Raw genomic sequence first — 19221 nt, forward strand, 5'->3', positions numbered from 1 at the left:
TGTGGATGAGACAACCTGCTCAAAGACAAATCGTATACCGGCCGCAAAAAGAACGCCAAGCCCTGCTTTTCTTATTCTGGCCTTTGTAATCATCCTGCCTTCCTGCCATCCCGGATTTAACCCCAATCACCCGGGAGCAGGGGTATCAATAGAACTGGCGCGGTACCGCCAATCGGATCTCCGGAACCTGCAGTATGACCTTTCTTTCGAAGTACCGGAGAAATTGTCCGAACCGGTTAAAGGATTTCTTTCGCTCCGCTTCATGCGAAACCGCTTATCGGACCCTTTGGTACTGGATTTCAGAGAAGACAGCCCGCGCATTCTTTCCGTCAGGCTGAACGGAAAATCCGCCCGTTTTGCTTTCAGGGATGAGCATCTGATAATTTTCCCCGGAAATTTCAATGCCTCTGCCAACAGGCTGGATGTTGAATTTTTCGCCGGCGATTTGTCGCTGAACCGGAATGATGACTACCTCTATACTCTTCTGGTTCCCGACAGGGCGCGTACAGTGTTCCCCTGCATTGACCAGCCCGGACTGAAAGCCGTTTTCCGGTTGAAGCTCAGTATTCCCAGCCAATGGAAGGCTGTTGCGAACAGTCCACTGGCCTCGCAGGACACATTGCATACCGGCCGCACCGTGTTGCTCTTTCAGGAAACCCCGCCCCTGCCGGTTTACCTGTTTGCCTTTGCAGCCGGCCGGTTCGACACCATTTCGTTTCACGGCGCAAAACATCCGATCGTCCTTTACCATCGTGAAAACGATGCACAGAAAGTCAGAAACAATGCCCCTGAAATTCTCCGCCTCGCTGATTCTTCCCTTCATTTCATGGAACAGTATACCGGAATTGCCTACCCTTTCCCCAAATACGATCTGGTGGTTATTCCTTCCTTTCAATACGGAGGAATGGAACATCCGGGATGCATTTTCCTGAATGCCGGCCGCATCTTTCTTCCCGAAAATCCTTCCCCCGACGACCTGCTGGCAAGGGCCGGTCTGATAGCGCATGAAACTGCCCACATCTGGTTCGGCGATTATGTTACCATGCCCTGGTTCGACGAAGTATGGATGAAGGAAGTATTCGCAGGTTTTATGGCCGATAAAATTACCGGGCAGTTGTTCCCTCAGGTTGATTTTCGGCTTCGCTTTCTCCTGGCCCATTATCCTCCTTCCTATGATATTGACCGCACACCGGGAACCAACCCGGTAATGCAGAAACTCGACAATCTGAATAAGGCCGGATCACTCTACGGAAACATTATCTACCATAAAGCACCCATAGCAATTATGCAACTGGAACGACTGGCCGGAGAAGAAGTGTTTCAGCAGGCCCTGCAAAAGTACCTTTCGGAACATCCCTATGGTACTGCCGGATGGAAAGACCTTGCCGTGCATCTTCCTTCTCTTCGGAAAATTTCCATAAACGATTGGACCAACGCATGGCTCTATGGTTCCGGAGTTCCTGAAATTGCCTTTCAAACAGAAGGAGATACAGAGAAACTCATTGTAAACCTGAGCCACCGAAAAACCGGCCGAAACGGCCCTGTACTGCCCCAGTTTCTTAAAGTGGCCTGGATCAGCAGAGGAAAAACCATTGCCTGCGACAGCATCTTTCTTTCCACACCGGCATCAGCACTGGCCTCTTCAGCCTCCTTCGCTTCCCGCTCTGTTCCCCTGCCCAACCCTGACGGAAACACCTACGGCATCATTCTGCCCGACAATAAGGTCATTGACTCCTGTTTTGCCTTCCTGCAACACAGTGATTACCTTCTTCCGGTAACACGTGCTTCGCTCTGGATTATGCTGTACGAAAACCTCCTGGCAGGATCCATTCATCCGGAAACTTTCCTCGGGAACCTTCTCACCGCCCTGCCGGCTGAAAAAGAACCCCTTCTTTCAGCACAGCTTCAGAAATATCTCACACGGGTTTACTGGCAGATGCTCCCTTCCGCCGTGCGGAAAAAATACAACCACCCGGTCGAAAATCTGCTGTGGAATGAGATACAGGGTGCAGACAAAAGCAATAAAAGGACCTGCTTTTTTTCCTGGCTTTCGGTGATGGAATCAGATGAAGCAATGAATATCTGCCGGCAGTTGCTCGAAGGCTATCCTGCCATACCGGGATTTTTTCCGGATGAAAAAGACAAAAACCGTATAGCCCTGGAACTGGCCCTGCGCGATACAATACACTGGAAATCCATCCTGCTGAAAAGAATCGGGGAATGCAGTAATCCGGATGAAAAGGCACGCATGCAGTTCCTTCTTCCGTCCCTTTCGCCAGAAATTGCAGAACGCGACAGTTTCTTTGCCTCCCTGAGCGATCCCCGGAACAGGGAACATGAACCCTGGGTACTGTCGGCCCTTTCCTGTCTGCACCACACCCTGCGTCAAGACGCTTCAGTAAGGTACCTGCGCACCAGCCTTGAAATGCTGGAAGAAATCAGGAACACAGGCGACATTTTCTTCCCCGAACGGTGGCTCGAAGCAAGCTTCTCCCTGTACAATTCACCGGAGGTTATTACAACGGTCAATGAATTTTTCAACAGCAACCCGGAGTATCCCTCTGATCTCAAAGCCAAAATTCTCCAGCAAACCGATATGGCATTCCGGGCTGAACGCATCATCAAAAAATACTTCACCGAAAAATCCAATTGATCCGGAAATACCGGAAAACGGGTTTTCAATCCGGCCCTGTAACAGTGTTTCAGCCCTCTAATTCATCGGACAGGATTACAGAAAGAAACCTGTAATTTATGCTGATGAATAAACAAGAATTTATAATGATCCAATTTCAGCCATCGGAACAAAAAAATGAAAAAACCAGGAACCATATTTCTTACATGCGATGTAAACAATTTGAATCGTTACGATTCGGTGGTCAGGAAAATTAGGATTAGCACAGTTTTTCGATATATCGTATAAGGTCAAATACGGTATTTCCTGAAAATGGAGTACTTTTACATCCAAAATCAGTCATAATAAGGCAACGATGTTTCGTACACCTGCCCTTATGCTGTTTCTTGCCACATCTCTGAACCTGCCGGCTCAGAGCAGGCTGAACGATACCGTCACCTACGAACTTCGCCGGCTGAATGAACGGAATCTGCTCCTTCACATCGACACCTTCGGTACCAAAGTGGTGGCCGCCAGCCGGAGTGCCAGAAACATTGACGAATTACCCGTAACCATCTATGTTATATCGCACGAAGAGATTATACGCAGCCATGCCAGCACCCTTGCCGAAGTGCTGAAGTCCATCCCCGGAATCCGTATCTCCCTGGCCGGATCGGGAGAAACAGGGGAAACCTTCCTTCTCCGCGGCCTTACCGGAAACTATTACACCAAGATCCTGGTGAACGGCCAGCCGGTTAAACCTTCGGTGGCAGGAGCCATGCCCATTGGATTCCAGTTGCCGGTGCGACAGGCCGAACGAATCGAAGTGGTTTGCGGCCCTTCAGCTGCCGTGTACGGTGCGGATGCAATTTCAGGCGTAATCAACATCATTACCCGCGAGGCGGAAAAGGGTACCTTCGCTCAGGCCGACCTCGGACTTGGTACCAACGGATTTTCCCAGATGAATTTCAGCATTGGCGGCAAAGCTGGCAGAAACAAAAACCTCCTGCAGTACAGCTTTTACGGCAGTAAAACAGAACTGAACCGGCTGAATATCAAATACCAGGAAGGAGATTTCTACAACCCTCTGTACTATTTCCAGAAAAAACGGGAAAAATTCACCCTCGGCTCAGAGTCGTATAACCCCCTCGACATAACCGACCAAACCCTTTCTGAAAGCGGTACTACCTCTGCTTCCTTTATCCAGACATATTATCCTGCAAGGTATGCCGGCGGCCTTACCTTCCCCGACATGAGCGCAGACCTCTCTACCGGCGCCCATATGATTGGCTTAAACCTGAAATTCAGGGGTGTGGGTATCTCTTACCTCAACATGTACCGCCATACCCACAGTTCCATTGGCAAATCGCCTCTCTTCTTCCGTTACAATGATCCCAATGCCTTCTGGGGCGACTATATTCAGAGCCTGGTAATGAGCTATAACACCCCCGTATCATCCCGTTTCTCCAGCTCCACCAGCCTGAGCCTGCTGCAATACCGGATGGACAACAATTCCAATTTTGCTGTCACGTTTCACCCCACAGCAGAAAAACTTTACCAGTATTCGGCATCCGACGATTACCTGTTTGAAGAGGTGCTTACTTTTACTCCGAAAATCAATCTGGAAATGCTGGGAGGAATCAGCTACCAGCTTTCGAGCAATCTGCCCCGCACCAATTATCTCCTCCACCCCTTCAACGCAGCCCGATACAAACCCTATGGCGAAACCAGTTTCCCGACCGATTCCCTGATGGGAGATTTCGGCTTCAATCCCTTCTTCTTCCACAATTGGTCGGCCTTCAGCCAGATTTACTGGGTGGTGAGAGGGTTCCGGCTGATGGGCGGACTGCGATACGATATCAACAGCTTTTACGGCAACAGCCTGAATCCCCGTATAGCTGCCATGGTAAACCCTGACGAAAAAACCACCATCCGGATGTCGGTTGGCACGGCCTTTAAAGCCCCGCCTTCCTCCGTTTCCTTTGAATCGCTCGCTTTTCGTACCGGCCTCAATAACGACAGCGTTAAATACCTTATCCTTCCGAACAAAAACCTTAAGCCCGAACGTTTTCTGGCTTCAGAACTCAGCCTGCAACGGAAAATCAGAAAGAACCTTACCCTTTCGGGAAATTTCTACTTCTACCAGGTGCAGAACATGATCAATTTCAATACCTCCATACCGGTGAACCGAAGCCGGTACCCCCTGTCGGTCAACGATTCGGCTTCAACAAAGATGAATGAAAATGATGCACTGAGCCGTCTGTACGGATTCCAGACCACCCTGCAATGGACCAACATTGTTCGTTCCATTGGGCTATCGGGCGAACTTACCCTTACTTTCAACGCCGACCGGAGCAAAAACCTGCCCAATGTATCCGATATCGTCGGCAATTTCAAACTGATGCCCCGTCATTTCGGCCAGTTGTGCCTTACAGCCACCCCCGCAAAGAACCTTTACCTGCGGATGGAAAGTACCTGGATGACTAAATGGATGCGCATCCTCATCCCGTTCGAAGGTTTGTACAAAAACCTCTTTCGAAACGTAGACGGTTACTATACAATGGATTTTACGGCCGATTACCGTTTTGGCGTCAACCTGCGGGGATATGTCAGCATCATGAATGTGTTTGATGAAAAATACGGAATGCCGGTTACATCGGGTTCTGATATGGACCTGGTTTCGGTTCCCCAACCCGGAAGAAATTTCCGTTTTGGATTTACATACACCCTGAATTAAGAGGCTGGCATGAGATGTTTCAGGCATATTGCTTTTTTTACCCTGCTGATGGGAATTCTTTCCGAACCAGGATGGTCTTCTGCCATGTTTTCCGGTTTCCCCCAGCAGGAAAGCGATTCCCTCAAGGCGGTTTTAGCCTACCGGCAGGCCTTTCAGCTCATGGATTCAGGACAGATTGACAAAGCCCGGAATGAAGCCGAAAAAATCCTTTTTATTGGCGAGGATGCACATAATCCGGAACTGCTGGCCGCCACCTACACTCTGCTGGCGCGAATAGCCGAAGCCCAGAAAAATTCCACTGATTACCTGTACTATCTTCTCAGAGCCTTATCGGCCTATGAAAAGCTCGGCATGAACGAAAAAGCAGCCGAACTATCCGAACTGGCCGGCGACTATTATTACCGGAAAAACGTTTTTTCCAAAGCCCTCGAGTATTACCAGCGGGCCCTGGCGCTCAGAAGCAGCCTCCCTCCGGGCCGGCCGGCCTTCATTCTCCGCGAAAAAACCGGCTCGTGCTATCTCAGAAGCAATCAGACAACGGAAGCAAAAAATGTAATGCTCTCCCTGCTGAACGATTACCGAAATACAGCTGATTCCATTTCCGTGCTCCGCGTTCTTGCCCAGCTTTCTTCTCTCGCAGTTTCCGAAAAAAATTTCGTGGAGGCAGGCAGTTACGACCGGCAGATGTTGACCCTATGTTCAGCTCAGCGCGACTCTTCGGCCATGGTTGTTGTATTAAACAATATGGCCTACAATTGCGTTCTGAATCAAAAATACAATGAGGCGGCCGACCTTTTCCGGCAATCCCTGCAACTGGCATCCACATACCGGAAACAGGACGTGCCGGCCATAGTTACCAACCTGGCTGTATGCTACCAGAATGTGCGCAATTATGCAACCGCCATTGCCCTGCTGAACCAGGCAATGGAAACTCCTGCCGTAAAGAAAAACACAGGCGCAAAAGCCCTTCTGGAAAATGTGCTTGCCACAACCTATTTCTACAAGAACGATCTATACAATGCCGGCGAAATTAGCAGGCTTTCCATTGAAGACGCCAGAGAAGCCAACGATATGGATCTGCTGCAGAAATGCTATTATACCTATTCACAGATCCTCAAAGCCGGTAACGATTATATTGCAGCTCTTGACTATTATGAAAAGCACCTGGCACTGAAAGACTCCCTCGACCTCCATGCTGAAGTGAAGCGGCAAAAGGAAGAGCAGTTCCTCATGGAAGCAGACCGCACCGATAAAGACATCTGGCTGAGAATTTCGAATGAAGACCGGCAGGACCTTGAATTGCGGCAAATGCACCTGGAGGCAGAGAAACGGCAAAAAGAACTGGAACTTCTCAAAAAGGAACGGGAACTGGAAACCTCAGAAAAACAACGAATTCTGCAGGCAATGGTCCTGAACCAGCAGCGCCATGAGGCCGAACTGCGCGAACGGGAAATGAAAGCCCTCCAGCAGGAAAAAGCCATTCAGGAACTGCGCCTGCAGCAGCAGGAAGCTGACAAAAAGAGGCAGGAACAGGAAATCAGAATTCTTCAGGTTGAAAAGGAAAAACAGGCCCTGGCAAAAAAAAGAGCCATCGGAATGACCGTTCTTTCGGCCATAATTGCCATTTCCATCCTGGCCGGACTGATTGTGATGCGCAGAAAAAACCTTACCCTCGCCTGGCAAAAGAAACAAATTGAAGAAAAGAACGAGGAACTGGAACAGATGAACCAGGAGATTCTGGCACAGACCGACCAGATTGTCAAGCAGAAACAGATCATCGAAGAAAAAAACAAGGCCATCACCGACAGCATCGTCTATGCACGGCATATCCAGACGGCGGTTCTTCCTTCTGAAGAGGAAATCATCCGGTTTTTCTCCGAAGGCTTTGTTTTGTTCCTGCCAAGGGATATTGTGAGCGGTGATTTCTTCTGGGGCATCCGCCGCGGACATTCGGTTGTGATTGCAGCGGCCGACTGCACAGGACACGGAGTACCAGGCGCCTTCATGAGCATGATGGGGCTCACCTTTCTCTACAACATTGTGGGGGCCATGCCCGAACTGAACGCGGCAGAAATCCTCAACCAGTTGCGATCCAACGTAATCCGGGCTCTCCATCATAAGGGCAAAACGGAAGAAACCCGCGACGGCATGGACATCTCTCTGTGCATCATCAACCCCCTGAACAACACCCTTCAGTATGCCGGGGCCAATAACCCTGTTTACATTGTCCGCAACGGAAATCTCACCATCCTTAAGCCTGATAAAATGCCTATCGGTATGCACTTCGACAATACCATCCCCTTTACCAACCAAACCGTGGAAATCGGCGAAAACGACAGAGTGTATATGTTCTCCGACGGTTACGCCGACCAGTTCGGAGGTCCCAATAACAAGAAGTTTAAATACTCCTCCCTGCAGAAACTCTTACTGCAGATTCATGCTCTCCCCATGCAGGAGCAAAGCAAAATCCTCCTCGACAATTTCAACAGCTGGAAGGGAGACAATGCACAGATTGACGATATCCTGATTATCGGATTCAGAGCCTGAACCGCTTCAGGCTTTTCACTGCCATGGCCGGATCATCTGTCATTAGCGCATCAGCTCCGCATTGCACCACATGCTCTGTCTGCTCAGGTGTGTTCACATCCCACACATTCACAGCTAATCCGTGTAAGTGTGCCCGGTAAACAATATCAGGGTTCACAAAATCAAAAGGGAATAGAAAACCCGGTAACCCGTATTGCCTGGCCTGACGAATGGCATGTTCTATTGCTTTAATATTCTGGCCCGAATTTTTCAGACTGTCAAAAACCTCATCATTTTCGTAGAACATGGTAAGAAAGGCTTCCTTATTCCGGATATCTTCTGTACAGGCGGGTACCAGACCGGTAATAACCACTGAATCTTCCATTCCCATCTCAAGGGTAATTCTGGCTAATGCAGGCACAGCACGGGCATCTTTAAGGTCAATATTGACCATAACCTTCCCTTTACATAATTCATATACCTCCTGAAGTAAGGGAACCTTTTCACCCTTATATTTCAGCGATTTCCAACTGCCGGCATCCAGCTGGCGGATATACTCATAATCGAGTTCCTTCACATTTCCTGTACCATTAGTGGTTCTGTCAACTGAATCGTCATGCATCACCACCAATTTGCCATCACGCGAACAATGCAAATCCAGCTCAATACGATCAACCCCAATCGCAATAGCCTCTGAAAAAGAAGCTATGGTATTTTCCGGGGCATTGGCAGAATTTCCCCGGTGAGCTTCTATTAATATGTGCCGCCGCATATAGGGATTTTTCTCAGCTACCGGATGAAAATACAATGCCGGAGCCAGGGATAATGCAGATGCAAAAAATTTTCGTCTTTCCATTGTCAATAATTTTTTATTGTGAAAATGAACTGTAAGCAAAAGAAACCTTAATCACCCGGGTTGCATTGCAATGCCGGCATCCGAATTCCAGCAAATCCTTCCGGCCCGCATGGCAAGTAATCCCTGAAACGCTAATTGAGCTAAAAGAACCGTACCCTAAGGTTTTTGTCTGCCCCTATGAACCAGTTCGTTACAAAAAATTCTTCATCTGGTTTAACTTTCATGGAAATTGATTCGCCGGGGTGGAATACGACCGATTTACCCGGGACTGAAAGCGAAGAAAGCTCAAAAGTGAAATCACTCATATTCTTAAGGGTAAGTGCCGTTTCCCCTTTGATAGTCTTGCCAGGTTTATCAACTATAACAGATTTTCTGAAGAGTTCTTGAAGATAAACTTCCTTTCCTGCCACGTACTTGGCGAACCATGCAACTGTGCGGCCTGCAAATAAAGCTTCCCGGATATTTTCTGAGGCCGTATCTTTTGAAAAAACAAGCGTCATAGGCCTGTGCCATTGCTCCATCGAATAGTAATGGGATGTAAAATCGTGTATGTCTGAATTACCAAGAATGGTAAGGTTGTTTTCCAAACACCAGTGAAGTGCAATCGGGTACCATTCTTTTTCATTAAAAACTTCGATGCCCGAAATAACGTGTTTTTTTATCAGGTCTTTGTGCATGGAAAACATAATGCAACTGTCAGGTTGTTGTGCTGTCCAGCACGGGTGGTTCCAGAAAATAAATGCTCCCTGATTTTTGGCTTCCATGATGGCTCCCATCGGGTCAGGAACATTGATTTTATCGATATTTTTCACGAAAAGCACATTGAGGTGTCCAGGAGGCATATCTCGGGTAATTTCTGCCCCCCGGATCAGCACAATACCCAATTCTTTTGCTTTTTGATAAGCAATTTCATAAGAACTGTTGAAAGATCCTCCTACGAAGGGTTTATGGGGAGTATACTCAATATGGTCTGTGATAGCTATCGCGTCCAATCCTTCTTCCCATGCCTCCTCAATCCGAACGTCGGGCCATACAATACCATCAGAAAACACAGTGTGCATATGAAAATCGCACTTAAGGGTCTTGTATCCGTCCAGATCAGGTATTCGTATTGTATTCCTGAAATGTTTTTTCTCCAGCTCAGGTACCTGAATATTCGCTATCTGCGCTATACCAGTTACGGCAATAAGATACAGCAACGTAATGAAACTAATCCGTTTTTTCATAATTGATGTATTTTAAAAAAATTTTTTACTCCTTTGGGTAGTAAAACCCGGTGAAAGCATACGCCAACACCGGGTTACCCTAACCTAACCAAAACTAACCTAAACCAAACATGAAGTATGAGAAATTCATCTAATTATTTTTTAACCACCATGGTATTTCTCTTGTATTATCCCTGCCTTCTCCGAACTGGCGGGTAATAGCAGCAGCAACATTTTCTGAATTATACTGGTATTCTCCTTCAGGATACATGAAGCGGGTGGGAGGAGTCTGCCCCGGCAGTGAGGCAAATGAGGGATATCCGGTCCGAAGATGTTCAAAATACATTCTCCAGCCGCCCTGAAGGAAAGAGAATAAATATTTCTGGGTAATGATCCGTTCAATTTTTTCTTCATTTGTCAGTGAACCGCTAAACTCTACAAGAGGCTCCTGCAGGTATTCTTCTGCGGCCTGTTCGGTAAAATATGATTCGTATCCTTTTGCATAGGCATTGTAAAACTGGAATGAGGCCTTCACTCCGTTTTCATATAGCTCAGCTGCATCCGTGCCGGTTATCCAGCCTCGTATGCGGGCTTCTGCCAGAATAAACTGCAACTCCGAATAGCCAAGCAAAATGTGAGGTTCACAAACAGGATCAGTGGTATATCGCAAATTAACCTTTGAAACGTTGCCTGCAATAGCCTTCAGATTAACCTCATTATACGGGGCAATGGGATTACCTCCGTCATAGCCGGTAAAATCGTCAATGGGTAGACCAGCCTCCTTGGCATTCTTTGTCTGAGCGGCATAAATAAACAACCTTGGATCTTTCCGGTCTTGTAATCGCCTCACAAAGGTGGAATCCATGTAGCGGTTAGAACCATAGCTGCTGTTATTGAATTCGGTGTACCGGTTGCCGACCTGATTGATAAATACCAGCTTTGCATCATCGTTAACCGATTCCATAAGTGGACCACTAGAAACAATGGAGGCAAACCGGCTTTTAATGTTAAGATCGGGTTCATTTTCTTTCTTTGATAAAGTTAGAAGAACCCTCAGACGGAATGCATTTATGAGTTTCTTCCACTTCAGCGGATCTCCATGATAAATGATATCACCGGGAATCAGATCATCGGTAATGATATTGTTTGCCTCTTCAAGTTCAGTTAGAATACCCTTAAAAACCTCTTTTTGCTGGTCATAAACAGGTGTATATACCTTATCAAACTCCCCTTTCAAAGCTTCGCTGTATGGTACATCACCGAAAGTGAGCGTGAGATTATAAAAATACCATGCCCTGAAGAATTTGGCCAGAGCTTGATAGTTCACAGCCTCTATTCTCTTGGCCTCTTGTTCCATTTTGGTAACATTCCTCAGTTCATTGTAGGCTGAGAAATCACCTCTGTCCCAGGTATAAAATTGCATGGGATGTTCCATATCAGACTGAACGATCATACGTGAGGCAAACAAAGGATCTGCCCCTTCCACCTGAAATGCATTCCACTCAATCGTGGTAAGCAGGTACTGCGGATGGGTTTCCGATACATTGTTTGGGTTGATGTTTATCTCTTCAAGCTTCTGGCAGGAGAAGGCACCGGCCATTAAGAACGCACCAATTATGAATATTTTTTTCATATGCATGTTTTTTTCAATTAATCAAAATGTTAGTTTGGCAGAGAGGCCAATATACCGGGCTGAAGGATCCTGAAGATTATTATCATCCCCAAAATCTGGATCAACCAGCATGGCCTTTTTAATAATGAACACATTGTAACTATAGAGCGAAAGTTCTGTTCGCTTAAGCCCTTTGATTTTCAGAACATCAGACATATCATAGGTAAGGGAGATACGCCGTAACTTAAGGAAACTGCGATCGAGCACATTGGCAAAATATTCGCTTTCTTTTTCAGTAACTTTTGCCTGATACGGATATATCTGACACCAGCTCTGCCAGCTCACCTTTGTAGTATTTTCTTTATACTGCCGGGTATCGGAAATAATTTTCCCATCGGTATCCCTTACCAGTTCACCACTCACTACATTTACCCCATCAGGAACATATACCGGCTCGCCGGCTGCATACTCCTGGTCTCTGTATTTTACTGAGTTTGGATGCTTGCCACCCCACCACAGCTTTTCTACCGTGCGTGACCAGAATACACCTCCCCAGGCTCCGTCAAAATTGATATCGACTGACAGATTTTTATAACGGAAATTATTAATGAATCCGAATCGCCAGTTCGGGTCAAGATGACCAAGCATCTGCGGGTAGGGATCTTTTATGGGCAAACCGGTGCTTTCATTGATAATTACCCGGCCATCGGCACTTTTCATCCAACCTATAGCGTAATAATTATCAACCCGCTCATTTAAGGAATAGTTGCCATATTTCTTAGCACCGCCATAAATTTCCGTCAGTTTCTTTACCCTTGTATCCCAGTTCAGCGTTGATTGCCATGAAAAATTGGTAGTACGCACCGGCATTGCCCCAAGAGAAATTTCAAGGCCTGTGGTAGTATATTCATTTCCGTTAACCTTCCTGCTACCAAATCCCGAAGCTGAAGAAACCGGCAGGTCAAGGATCTGATTCAAATCAACCACGTTAAAATAGGCCAGATCAAAATGAAATCTGTTTTTGAGAAATGAGGCAGAAAGCCCTGTTTCGAACGAAATGGATTTTTCAGGAGCAATATCATAATTAACCAGACTACCCGGATAACTCAGCATGGTTAACCCTTCGTAAGTGCCAACATTGGCGTAATAAGAGGAAATCTGATACGGACTCAGATCATTGGCAACAGAAGCCCAGGAACCAAACACTTTTAGCATGTCAATGGCCTCGGGCATTTTCACCAGATTAGAAACAAGAACACTGGCTGAAAAAGAAGGATAAAAATAAGAGTTATTGGCCTTGGGCAAGGTCGACGACCAGTCGTTACGGGCAGCAAATGTTAGAAACAAAGCATCCATAAAATCAAGATCAACTGTACTATATACGCTGCGAATGGCTTTTTCCTGAAGATAGGTTGATGCCTTAACAGCACCCTTTGAATTGTTCAGACTGTAAACCCAGGGAACTATTAAACCGTCAGTAGCATTATATTCCTGACTATACTTCTGGTACATAGTTGCACCACCGGCATTGACGGTTATATTGAGAAAACTGGATACCGGCTGCCTGTAAGTAAGCAAAATGTCATTGTCAGTAGTCAGCCAATGCGAATTCCATGATTTATAATCACCATCGCGCGGGTCACCATAATTCAGATACGACTTCGGACTTGCCCTGTCTTCAAAAAGTCCGGTAATAACAGCTGATGAACGAGCCTGAAGACTTAAATTCTTTGTAATGTCATACTTCAGCTTTATCTGTCCGTTCAGCTTATCCTCATCATACTTTTGACTTAACTCATAGGCAGCAAAATAGACATTGTTGTACCAGGCATAATTAAAATTCGCCTGACGATATCCTTCCTGGCCCGGAACGTATAAATGACGCTTGAGATCCTTTCCGTTAACATCATCCCCCATCCATATAAGTATGGTGTACATGTGGTTTCTGGGACCATAACCATACCGCGGATAATTTGGCGAATACACCTTATTGTACGACAGCTTTCCGTCGAAGGTCAGACTGTTGGATATTTTGACAGTCGAATTATAACTCAATCCGCCCAGATGCAGAAAAGAATTGGGAACCTGTCCGTCTTGTTTGGTATAGCTCGCAGAAAAACGCTGTGCAACTTTTTCTCCTTTAGAACTTAAAGAGAAATCTGTAGTTGATACCAACCCCGTTTCCAGAAAATCCTTTAAGTTATTATGGTATTCCCATGGTATCGGCACTCTTGAATATCTCGACTTGTCATCGTACTTGGTTCCGAAAACATCACCCCACCAGGGAATCACTTCACCTGTTACATTGTCTTTAATCGGACTGTTCCACTGTGCTATTTCTTTCCCTTTTTCAAATTTTGGCCCCCAAATCATATCGCCATCATTCACTCCTCCATCCTGTCCATCCCAGAATTCATACTGCCCGTTGGATCCGTTTCCGTATTGTGTCTGGGTCTTGGGCCATACCGTAAAACCGGCAGTTACCATGGTGTTGTTTGCCAGAACAACTTCAAGCCCTTCTTTCCCTGCTTTTTTCGTTGTAATAAGAATAGCCCCGTTGCGCCCCCGTGAACCATATAAAGCCGAAGCAGTAGTTCCTTTTAACACGGTAACATTCTCAATATCGCTCGATGTAAGATCAAAAAAATTCGTACTTACCGGAATATCATCAACCACAATCAGCGGAGTTTTTCCCCTGAGAACCAGCGTGGGGCTTTGAAATATACCGGTAGGATTATTAACTGTTAATCCACTCACCTGCCCGCTAAATAAATTGGCCACATTCAAAGCATTTACCCTGCTGAGTTGTTCTCCGGAAAAATCCTGCACCGAATATCCTACTGATTTTTTTGCCTGTGTAATACCCAATGCAGTTATTACAACTTCATCCAGGCCTACTGTCTTTTCTGATAACTGTACATCAATTACAGTATTTATCCCTACCGGAATTTCCTGTACCGCAAATCCCACATAAGAAAAAACCAGCACAGCAGAAGAACTTGTGAGATTGATCGAATAGGCACCTTCCATGTCGGAAATAGTTCCATTGGTAGTACCTTTTTCTACAATATTCACTCCGGGCAAAGGTTCTCCGCGCGTATCAGTGACCTTCCCTGTCACTTTTAACGGCTGTGCCCACGCTAATGAAGAAATTTGCAGCAACAATAAGGATAACACGAGAATTTTTTTCATAAACAAAGTTGTTTTAGGGTTTAACTATCAGATTATTATTACTCTTTTGAAAATTTCAACAATCATGGCTGAGTTTTCTGCCCGTAAAAGTTCTTTCTCCAAACCTTTCGTATCTTCATTCAGCAACAAAATGGCCAGTTCTATGAACTTGCTCATCTCAGCGCTTGCTGCTTCCGGCAGAATATTGTTTTTCTTGACAAGATTCTTGTAGTACCGCTCCATTTTATATATGCTATGGTAAATTACCGGCTTACGGTATACTATCTTCTCACTGAATGATCCGGGGGCCGGTTCTGTTCGTATTGCATATTCTTTTTCAAACACATGCATGCGAATAGCTACCTCTCTTCCCAGAAAGTGATTCCGTACTTCCGATACATTAACTTTCCCTAAGTCCTCCTGAAGCTGAGCATACGCATATTTCAGGCGGAATTCAAACAGGGGAGTTGAAAGGGGTTTGCCAATACCTTCTGCCTGAACGCTTTGATTGCTTGCCAATTGCTGACCTGCCACAGAAGCATGAAGAATCAGAAATGTGTAAAAAATAATGAAGTCTTTGCGGCTCATATTTCGCTTTTTTAATCAGCACAAAACTATGGCCGCCTTATTTGCAGTTTATTATGTGAAATTTATTTTTGGATGTTTTAATCTTTTAAATAGCATTAAAAACACCTTTACCTAATCCAAAGAAAAATGAAACAAAATGTTAATCCTAATAAGATCAATAACATTAGTTCATACACTATAAAAAAAGTTTAACATAAATCAGCAATTGATCAGCGAAGTATTTTAAGCCCGGATTGCGCATCAGGAGCGAAAGCGAACTGATGCGCAGTGGGTCAGCCTTTAACGCTGGCATCCGGGCAAACCCCGCTGAAACGAAGTGAAAGCGGCCCTTGCGGCACATTGCTCAGTTTTTTTAAGAGCAATGTAGATTTAGAAAGGTTTAACTGAAACTCAGGATGTAAAATCCGGCCTGACGATAATTAGCACAAGGGATATTATGAATTATCCCAAGTACTTCGCAATATCCAGAAGGCAAGGTGATAAAAGAGTTATTTGAGGAGGCTATCACAACTTTTGTTCTGGAAAATAGTAACATCTCTGTGCATGATTGCGTTTCAATCCTGCTGCCCTGTCAGGGTAGATAAAATAAAAATTACCTTGATCGTATTTCCCTTCGCATAAAGGAAACATACGACAGGGCAAAGCACAGAACCGTGGCGGCTATCAGTCCGGTTACCTGCGGCCAGACCAGCAGAAGGCTCTGGCCCAGGGGCAGTGGGCCCGGAATGGTTCCGTAAAGCTGCTCCATGGTCAGCGGCCCCAGACTTCTTACAGAAGGCATGAGAAGGGTGGTGGTCGCCTCACTGAACAACTGGTTGGGCAATAAGCGCATCAGGGTGAGCCTGAGCTTTTCCAGCAGATACATCTTGTAAGAGGCCTCCATCGTCTGGTCGGGACTGAGCGCCTTGATGATGAGGTTCACAATCATCGGATAAAACACCGTAAAAAATAGCCAGACGGCAATACCTGCCAATGCTGCCGTTGCCGGCTGTCGGAAACGCACCGAGAAAAAGATGGACAGGTTGAGCCAGAATGCTACATAAATGATGCTCAGCAAAAGGAAAAAGACGATGCGCAGAAACTCTTCAGCCGTGGGAGGAATTCCGATGGAAATCAGCCCAAAACCGATCACCAGAAAACCCAGGACAAAAAACATCAGGCTGATGACCTGCAGAGCGGCCAGAAATTTGGCATTGATAACATAATCCCTGTGCACGGGCTGAGCCAGCAACCGGCTTAATGTACCCCGGTTCTGTTCGCTGTTGATGGCATCAAACCCAAGGCCTATGCCCAGCAGAGGTCCCAGAAACCCGATGAATACGAAAAAAGGAGGAAGAGTACCGTCGGAAGCAGTAAACAAACGAAGAAAGAAAAAAGCACCTTCCGCATCTTCCGATTTCACGGCTTTCGAAATATTGGCCATTGCCGTGTACATCGACCCTAGGCAGGTGAGAAAAATCAGGGAAACCAGGATAATAAACCGCCAGCTTGAAAAATGATCTGCCATTTCTTTACGCACAATAACGCTGAAAGGATGCCGTCCGCTCTGCTCCCTGTTTCCGCTTTCTGACGGCTGAAACAATGAAATCAGACCCTGTTTTAAGGTCCGAATCCACTCCCTGAACGAAAATGTCAGCTTCCCGGCTTTATCCATTTTTCAGTCCTCCTTCAAAATAGCGGTAATAAATATCATCAAGACCATATTCCCTGCGGCTCAGATGGGTAAGGCCAGCCCCCGCCTGTACCAGCCTTGCTGCTATTTCACGGCTTACGTCGCGGGTACTTTCAATACGGAACAAACCATTCTCAGCCCGTATAGCCGTTATCCCTTCTACATTCTGCAGTACACTGCGCACAAGAGCTTCCGGATCCCCTGCTGAAAGCCCTTTTACTTCAGGCAGAGGATCAACGGCCACTTCGGTCTCATAGGCACTGCCCTCAAACAATTTTTCCGACAGAGACCTGATATCCCCTTCTGCCAGCAGTTTACCACCCACAAATATCCCTACCCTGTCGCACACCTGCTGAACCTGATGCAGAAGATGGGATGAAAACAAAACCGTGATCTTTTCTTCCCGGCTGAGTTCCACAATCAGGTTCAGAAACTCCCGCACACCCGCAGGGTCTATTCCCAGTGTCGGTTCATCCAGGATGATCACTTCGGGACTCTTAATAAGCGCGTCAGCAAGTCCAAGCCGCTGGCGCATTCCCCGCGAATATTTTCCCACCTTCTTTTTTTCTTCACCTTCCAGACCGACTTTTTTAAACAGGCTCATCGCTTTTTCAGTGGCTGCAGTACCGCCGATGCCATTAAGCTTTGCCGTGTAAACAAGATTTTCCGGTCCGGTAAGGTCATCATAGAATCCCACATCTTCGGGCAGATATCCTGCTTTCCGCTTCACTCCGATGGGATCAGTAACCGGATCAATGCCGCAGATTCTCACAGAACCGGAGGTGGGTTCCGTCAGGCCCAGCATCATAAGGATGGTTGTTGACTTACCCGCCCCGTTTGGGCCCAGCAGGCCGAAAATTTCTCCCCGCCGGATGACCAGATTCAAATTGTCAACCGCGGTAAATGACCCGTATTTTTTGGTCAGATTCGTAAGGACAACAATATTTTCTGACACGGCTTATCTCCTCCCATATTTGCGGAACAGATAATATACCCCACTCAGAACACCGGCAATTATCAAAACACCGATCCAGCCCCAGAGCAGAGGCGTCTTTACCGCCATGCGAAACGATGCTTTGGAAGATGCTTCCGGTGTTCTGGCTTCCAGGTTGGTCACATAATCGCCCGGAATCGCCTTCTTGTCGGCTTTGATGGTGGCAAACACCCGTGTTTCTTCACCCGGAGCCAACCGGTCAACCCGCTTCGGATTGTAAACCACTTCCCAGTTGGCCGGTGCAGCGTATTTCAATTCAACATCCCGCAGTTCGGCCGAGCCGGTATTGCGCAAAACCAGTTCGATCTTGCGGTCCTTGCCGGCTGTAACACTGGCACTGAGAAGCCCGGTAGGGGTTGTCAGTTCCATACCATACGTGCCGGTAATCACAACCTCCAGCACGGCTTCATCGGAAGTAGCTCCGGAAACGGCACGCACGGGTATCTTGTACTTGCCGGCCTGCACTTCTGCCGGAGGCTTGATTTCAACGGTAATCTTTTCTGTGCTGTTGGCCTCAACATTTACCGAAGTTACCTGCTTGTAGTTCGATTTGAAACTGACAGTCCAGCCACGGGGAGCATCGGCCATAAGTGCATAGAGCTGTTTGTCAGCAGTGCGGTTTTTCAAATCCAGATTGAAGGTAAAGGTTGAAGAAGCCTGACCTTCCATGTTCGGCTGGTTGGTGGTGAATTCCGTCTTGTACGTTCCCTGCTCGGAAATCACCAGCGCAAGGGGCAGTGTATGAAATCCCCCGGCAACAACCCTGAACCGGTAAGTTCCTTTATTCACTTTCAAAGGCACTTCCACTTTCAGCGAAAGACTTTTCCTTTCCTTCGGAAGTACCGATATCTGCTGTACATTCCAGCTACCCGACTTGAGAATGTAATTCCATCCTCTGGGCATGCCCGAAACGGAAATGTCAACATTCTTTGTCTGGTCGGTATTGTTAATTACATCAATGGAATAATCAACTGTCTCACCCGGGGAAACAGTAATTTTTGTGTAGGGGGTATACAACCGCACCCCTTCATCGGCTCTGGAATCAACAGTGGCAATGAGCAAAACCAAAACTGTTACCAGCAGAAACATCCTGCCGTATTCATGATAATGCATCCTGAAGTGTCTCATGTTGTATTCAGCTTTTTTACCGGAGCAAATTTATATACCTGAAAAATACATTGAAACGCTCCACCGGCTTTTGGGAGCTGTACATAAGCAAAAAACTATAAGTATCTGCCTGTTTTATAAT

At 46.5% G+C, this 19221-nt stretch carries 11 protein-coding genes; 3 read left to right on the forward strand and 8 right to left on the reverse strand.

Translation table 11 applies throughout. From position 1 onward, the window contains the following. Position 1: 1 nt before the first annotated feature. The 3 genes from GX419_12095 to GX419_12105 all read left to right on the forward strand — a co-directional run bounded on the left by GX419_12095 (position 2) and on the right by GX419_12105 (position 7895). On the forward strand, positions 2-2653 hold the full coding sequence (locus GX419_12095; GenBank protein ID NLI25434.1) for a hypothetical protein: 2652 nt from the start codon (positions 2-4) through the stop codon (positions 2651-2653). A 334-nt stretch (positions 2654-2987) separates the two neighbouring features. After that, positions 2988-5348 (forward strand): TonB-dependent receptor, encoded by a 2361-nt coding sequence (locus GX419_12100; GenBank protein NLI25435.1) that lies wholly within the window; start codon positions 2988-2990, stop codon positions 5346-5348. A gap of 9 nt (positions 5349-5357) precedes the next feature. Further along, positions 5358-7895 carry a SpoIIE family protein phosphatase gene (locus GX419_12105; GenBank protein NLI25436.1) on the forward strand — a complete coding sequence of 846 codons (2538 nt, stop codon included), beginning with the start codon at positions 5358-5360 and terminating at the stop codon, positions 7893-7895. Here the strand turns inward: GX419_12105 and GX419_12110 are convergent. The 8 genes from GX419_12110 to GX419_12145 all read right to left on the reverse strand — a co-directional run bounded on the left by GX419_12110 (position 7885) and on the right by GX419_12145 (position 19061). After that, positions 7885-8730: a hypothetical protein gene (locus GX419_12110; GenBank protein NLI25437.1), complete on the reverse strand. Its 846-nt coding sequence runs from the start codon at positions 8728-8730 to the stop codon at positions 7885-7887. The two genes, GX419_12105 and GX419_12110, sit on opposite strands and share 11 nt — an antisense overlap. 140 nt (positions 8731-8870) lie before the next feature. Continuing rightward, entirely contained in the window at positions 8871-9956 is a 1086-nt protein-coding gene (locus tag GX419_12115; GenBank protein ID NLI25438.1) for a PHP domain-containing protein, read from the reverse strand. 130 nt (positions 9957-10086) lie between these two features. Further along, positions 10087-11568, reverse strand: coding sequence for a SusD/RagB family nutrient-binding outer membrane lipoprotein (locus tag GX419_12120; GenBank protein NLI25439.1), 1482 nt, complete (start codon positions 11566-11568; stop codon positions 10087-10089). Between the two features lie 21 nt (positions 11569-11589). Beyond that, a complete protein-coding gene (locus GX419_12125) occupies positions 11590-14739 on the reverse strand; it encodes a SusC/RagA family TonB-linked outer membrane protein (protein ID NLI25440.1) in 3150 nt (1049 codons plus the stop codon). Between the two features lie 27 nt (positions 14740-14766). Continuing rightward, positions 14767-15306, reverse strand: a complete 540-nt coding sequence (locus GX419_12130; GenBank protein ID NLI25441.1) for a hypothetical protein — start codon at positions 15304-15306, stop codon at positions 14767-14769. Positions 15307-15898: 592 nt separating this feature from the next. Beyond that, on the reverse strand, positions 15899-16960 hold the full coding sequence (locus GX419_12135; protein ID NLI25442.1) for an ABC transporter permease: 1062 nt from the start codon (positions 16958-16960) through the stop codon (positions 15899-15901). Beyond that, positions 16953-17933: an ABC transporter ATP-binding protein gene (locus GX419_12140; GenBank protein ID NLI25443.1), complete on the reverse strand. Its 981-nt coding sequence runs from the start codon at positions 17931-17933 to the stop codon at positions 16953-16955. Before GX419_12140 ends, GX419_12135 begins: the two co-directional genes overlap by 8 nt. A gap of 3 nt (positions 17934-17936) precedes the next feature. Beyond that, entirely contained in the window at positions 17937-19061 is a 1125-nt protein-coding gene (locus GX419_12145; protein ID NLI25444.1) for a hypothetical protein, read from the reverse strand. Between the last annotated feature and the right edge of the window lie 160 nt (positions 19062-19221).

The organism is Bacteroidales bacterium (assembly GCA_012517825.1).
Classification (GTDB): domain Bacteria; phylum Bacteroidota; class Bacteroidia; order Bacteroidales; family JAAYUG01; genus JAAYUG01.

Excerpts from the sequence above, each read along its gene's own strand:
- GX419_12100 (NLI25435.1), top strand. The coding sequence starts at position 2,988 with ATGTTTCGTACACCTGCCCTTATGCTGTTTCTTGCCACATCTCTGAAC.
- GX419_12105 (NLI25436.1), top strand. The coding sequence starts at position 5,358 with ATGAGATGTTTCAGGCATATTGCTTTTTTTACCCTGCTGATGGGAATT.
- GX419_12110 (NLI25437.1), bottom strand. The coding sequence starts at position 8,730 with ATGGAAAGACGAAAATTTTTTGCATCTGCATTATCCCTGGCTCCGGCA.
- GX419_12115 (NLI25438.1), bottom strand. The coding sequence starts at position 9,956 with ATGAAAAAACGGATTAGTTTCATTACGTTGCTGTATCTTATTGCCGTA.
- GX419_12120 (NLI25439.1), bottom strand. The coding sequence starts at position 11,568 with ATGAAAAAAATATTCATAATTGGTGCGTTCTTAATGGCCGGTGCCTTC.
- GX419_12125 (NLI25440.1), bottom strand. The coding sequence starts at position 14,739 with ATGAAAAAAATTCTCGTGTTATCCTTATTGTTGCTGCAAATTTCTTCA.
- GX419_12130 (NLI25441.1), bottom strand. The coding sequence starts at position 15,306 with ATGAGCCGCAAAGACTTCATTATTTTTTACACATTTCTGATTCTTCAT.
- GX419_12135 (NLI25442.1), bottom strand. The coding sequence starts at position 16,960 with ATGGATAAAGCCGGGAAGCTGACATTTTCGTTCAGGGAGTGGATTCGG.
- GX419_12145 (NLI25444.1), bottom strand. The coding sequence starts at position 19,061 with ATGTTTCTGCTGGTAACAGTTTTGGTTTTGCTCATTGCCACTGTTGAT.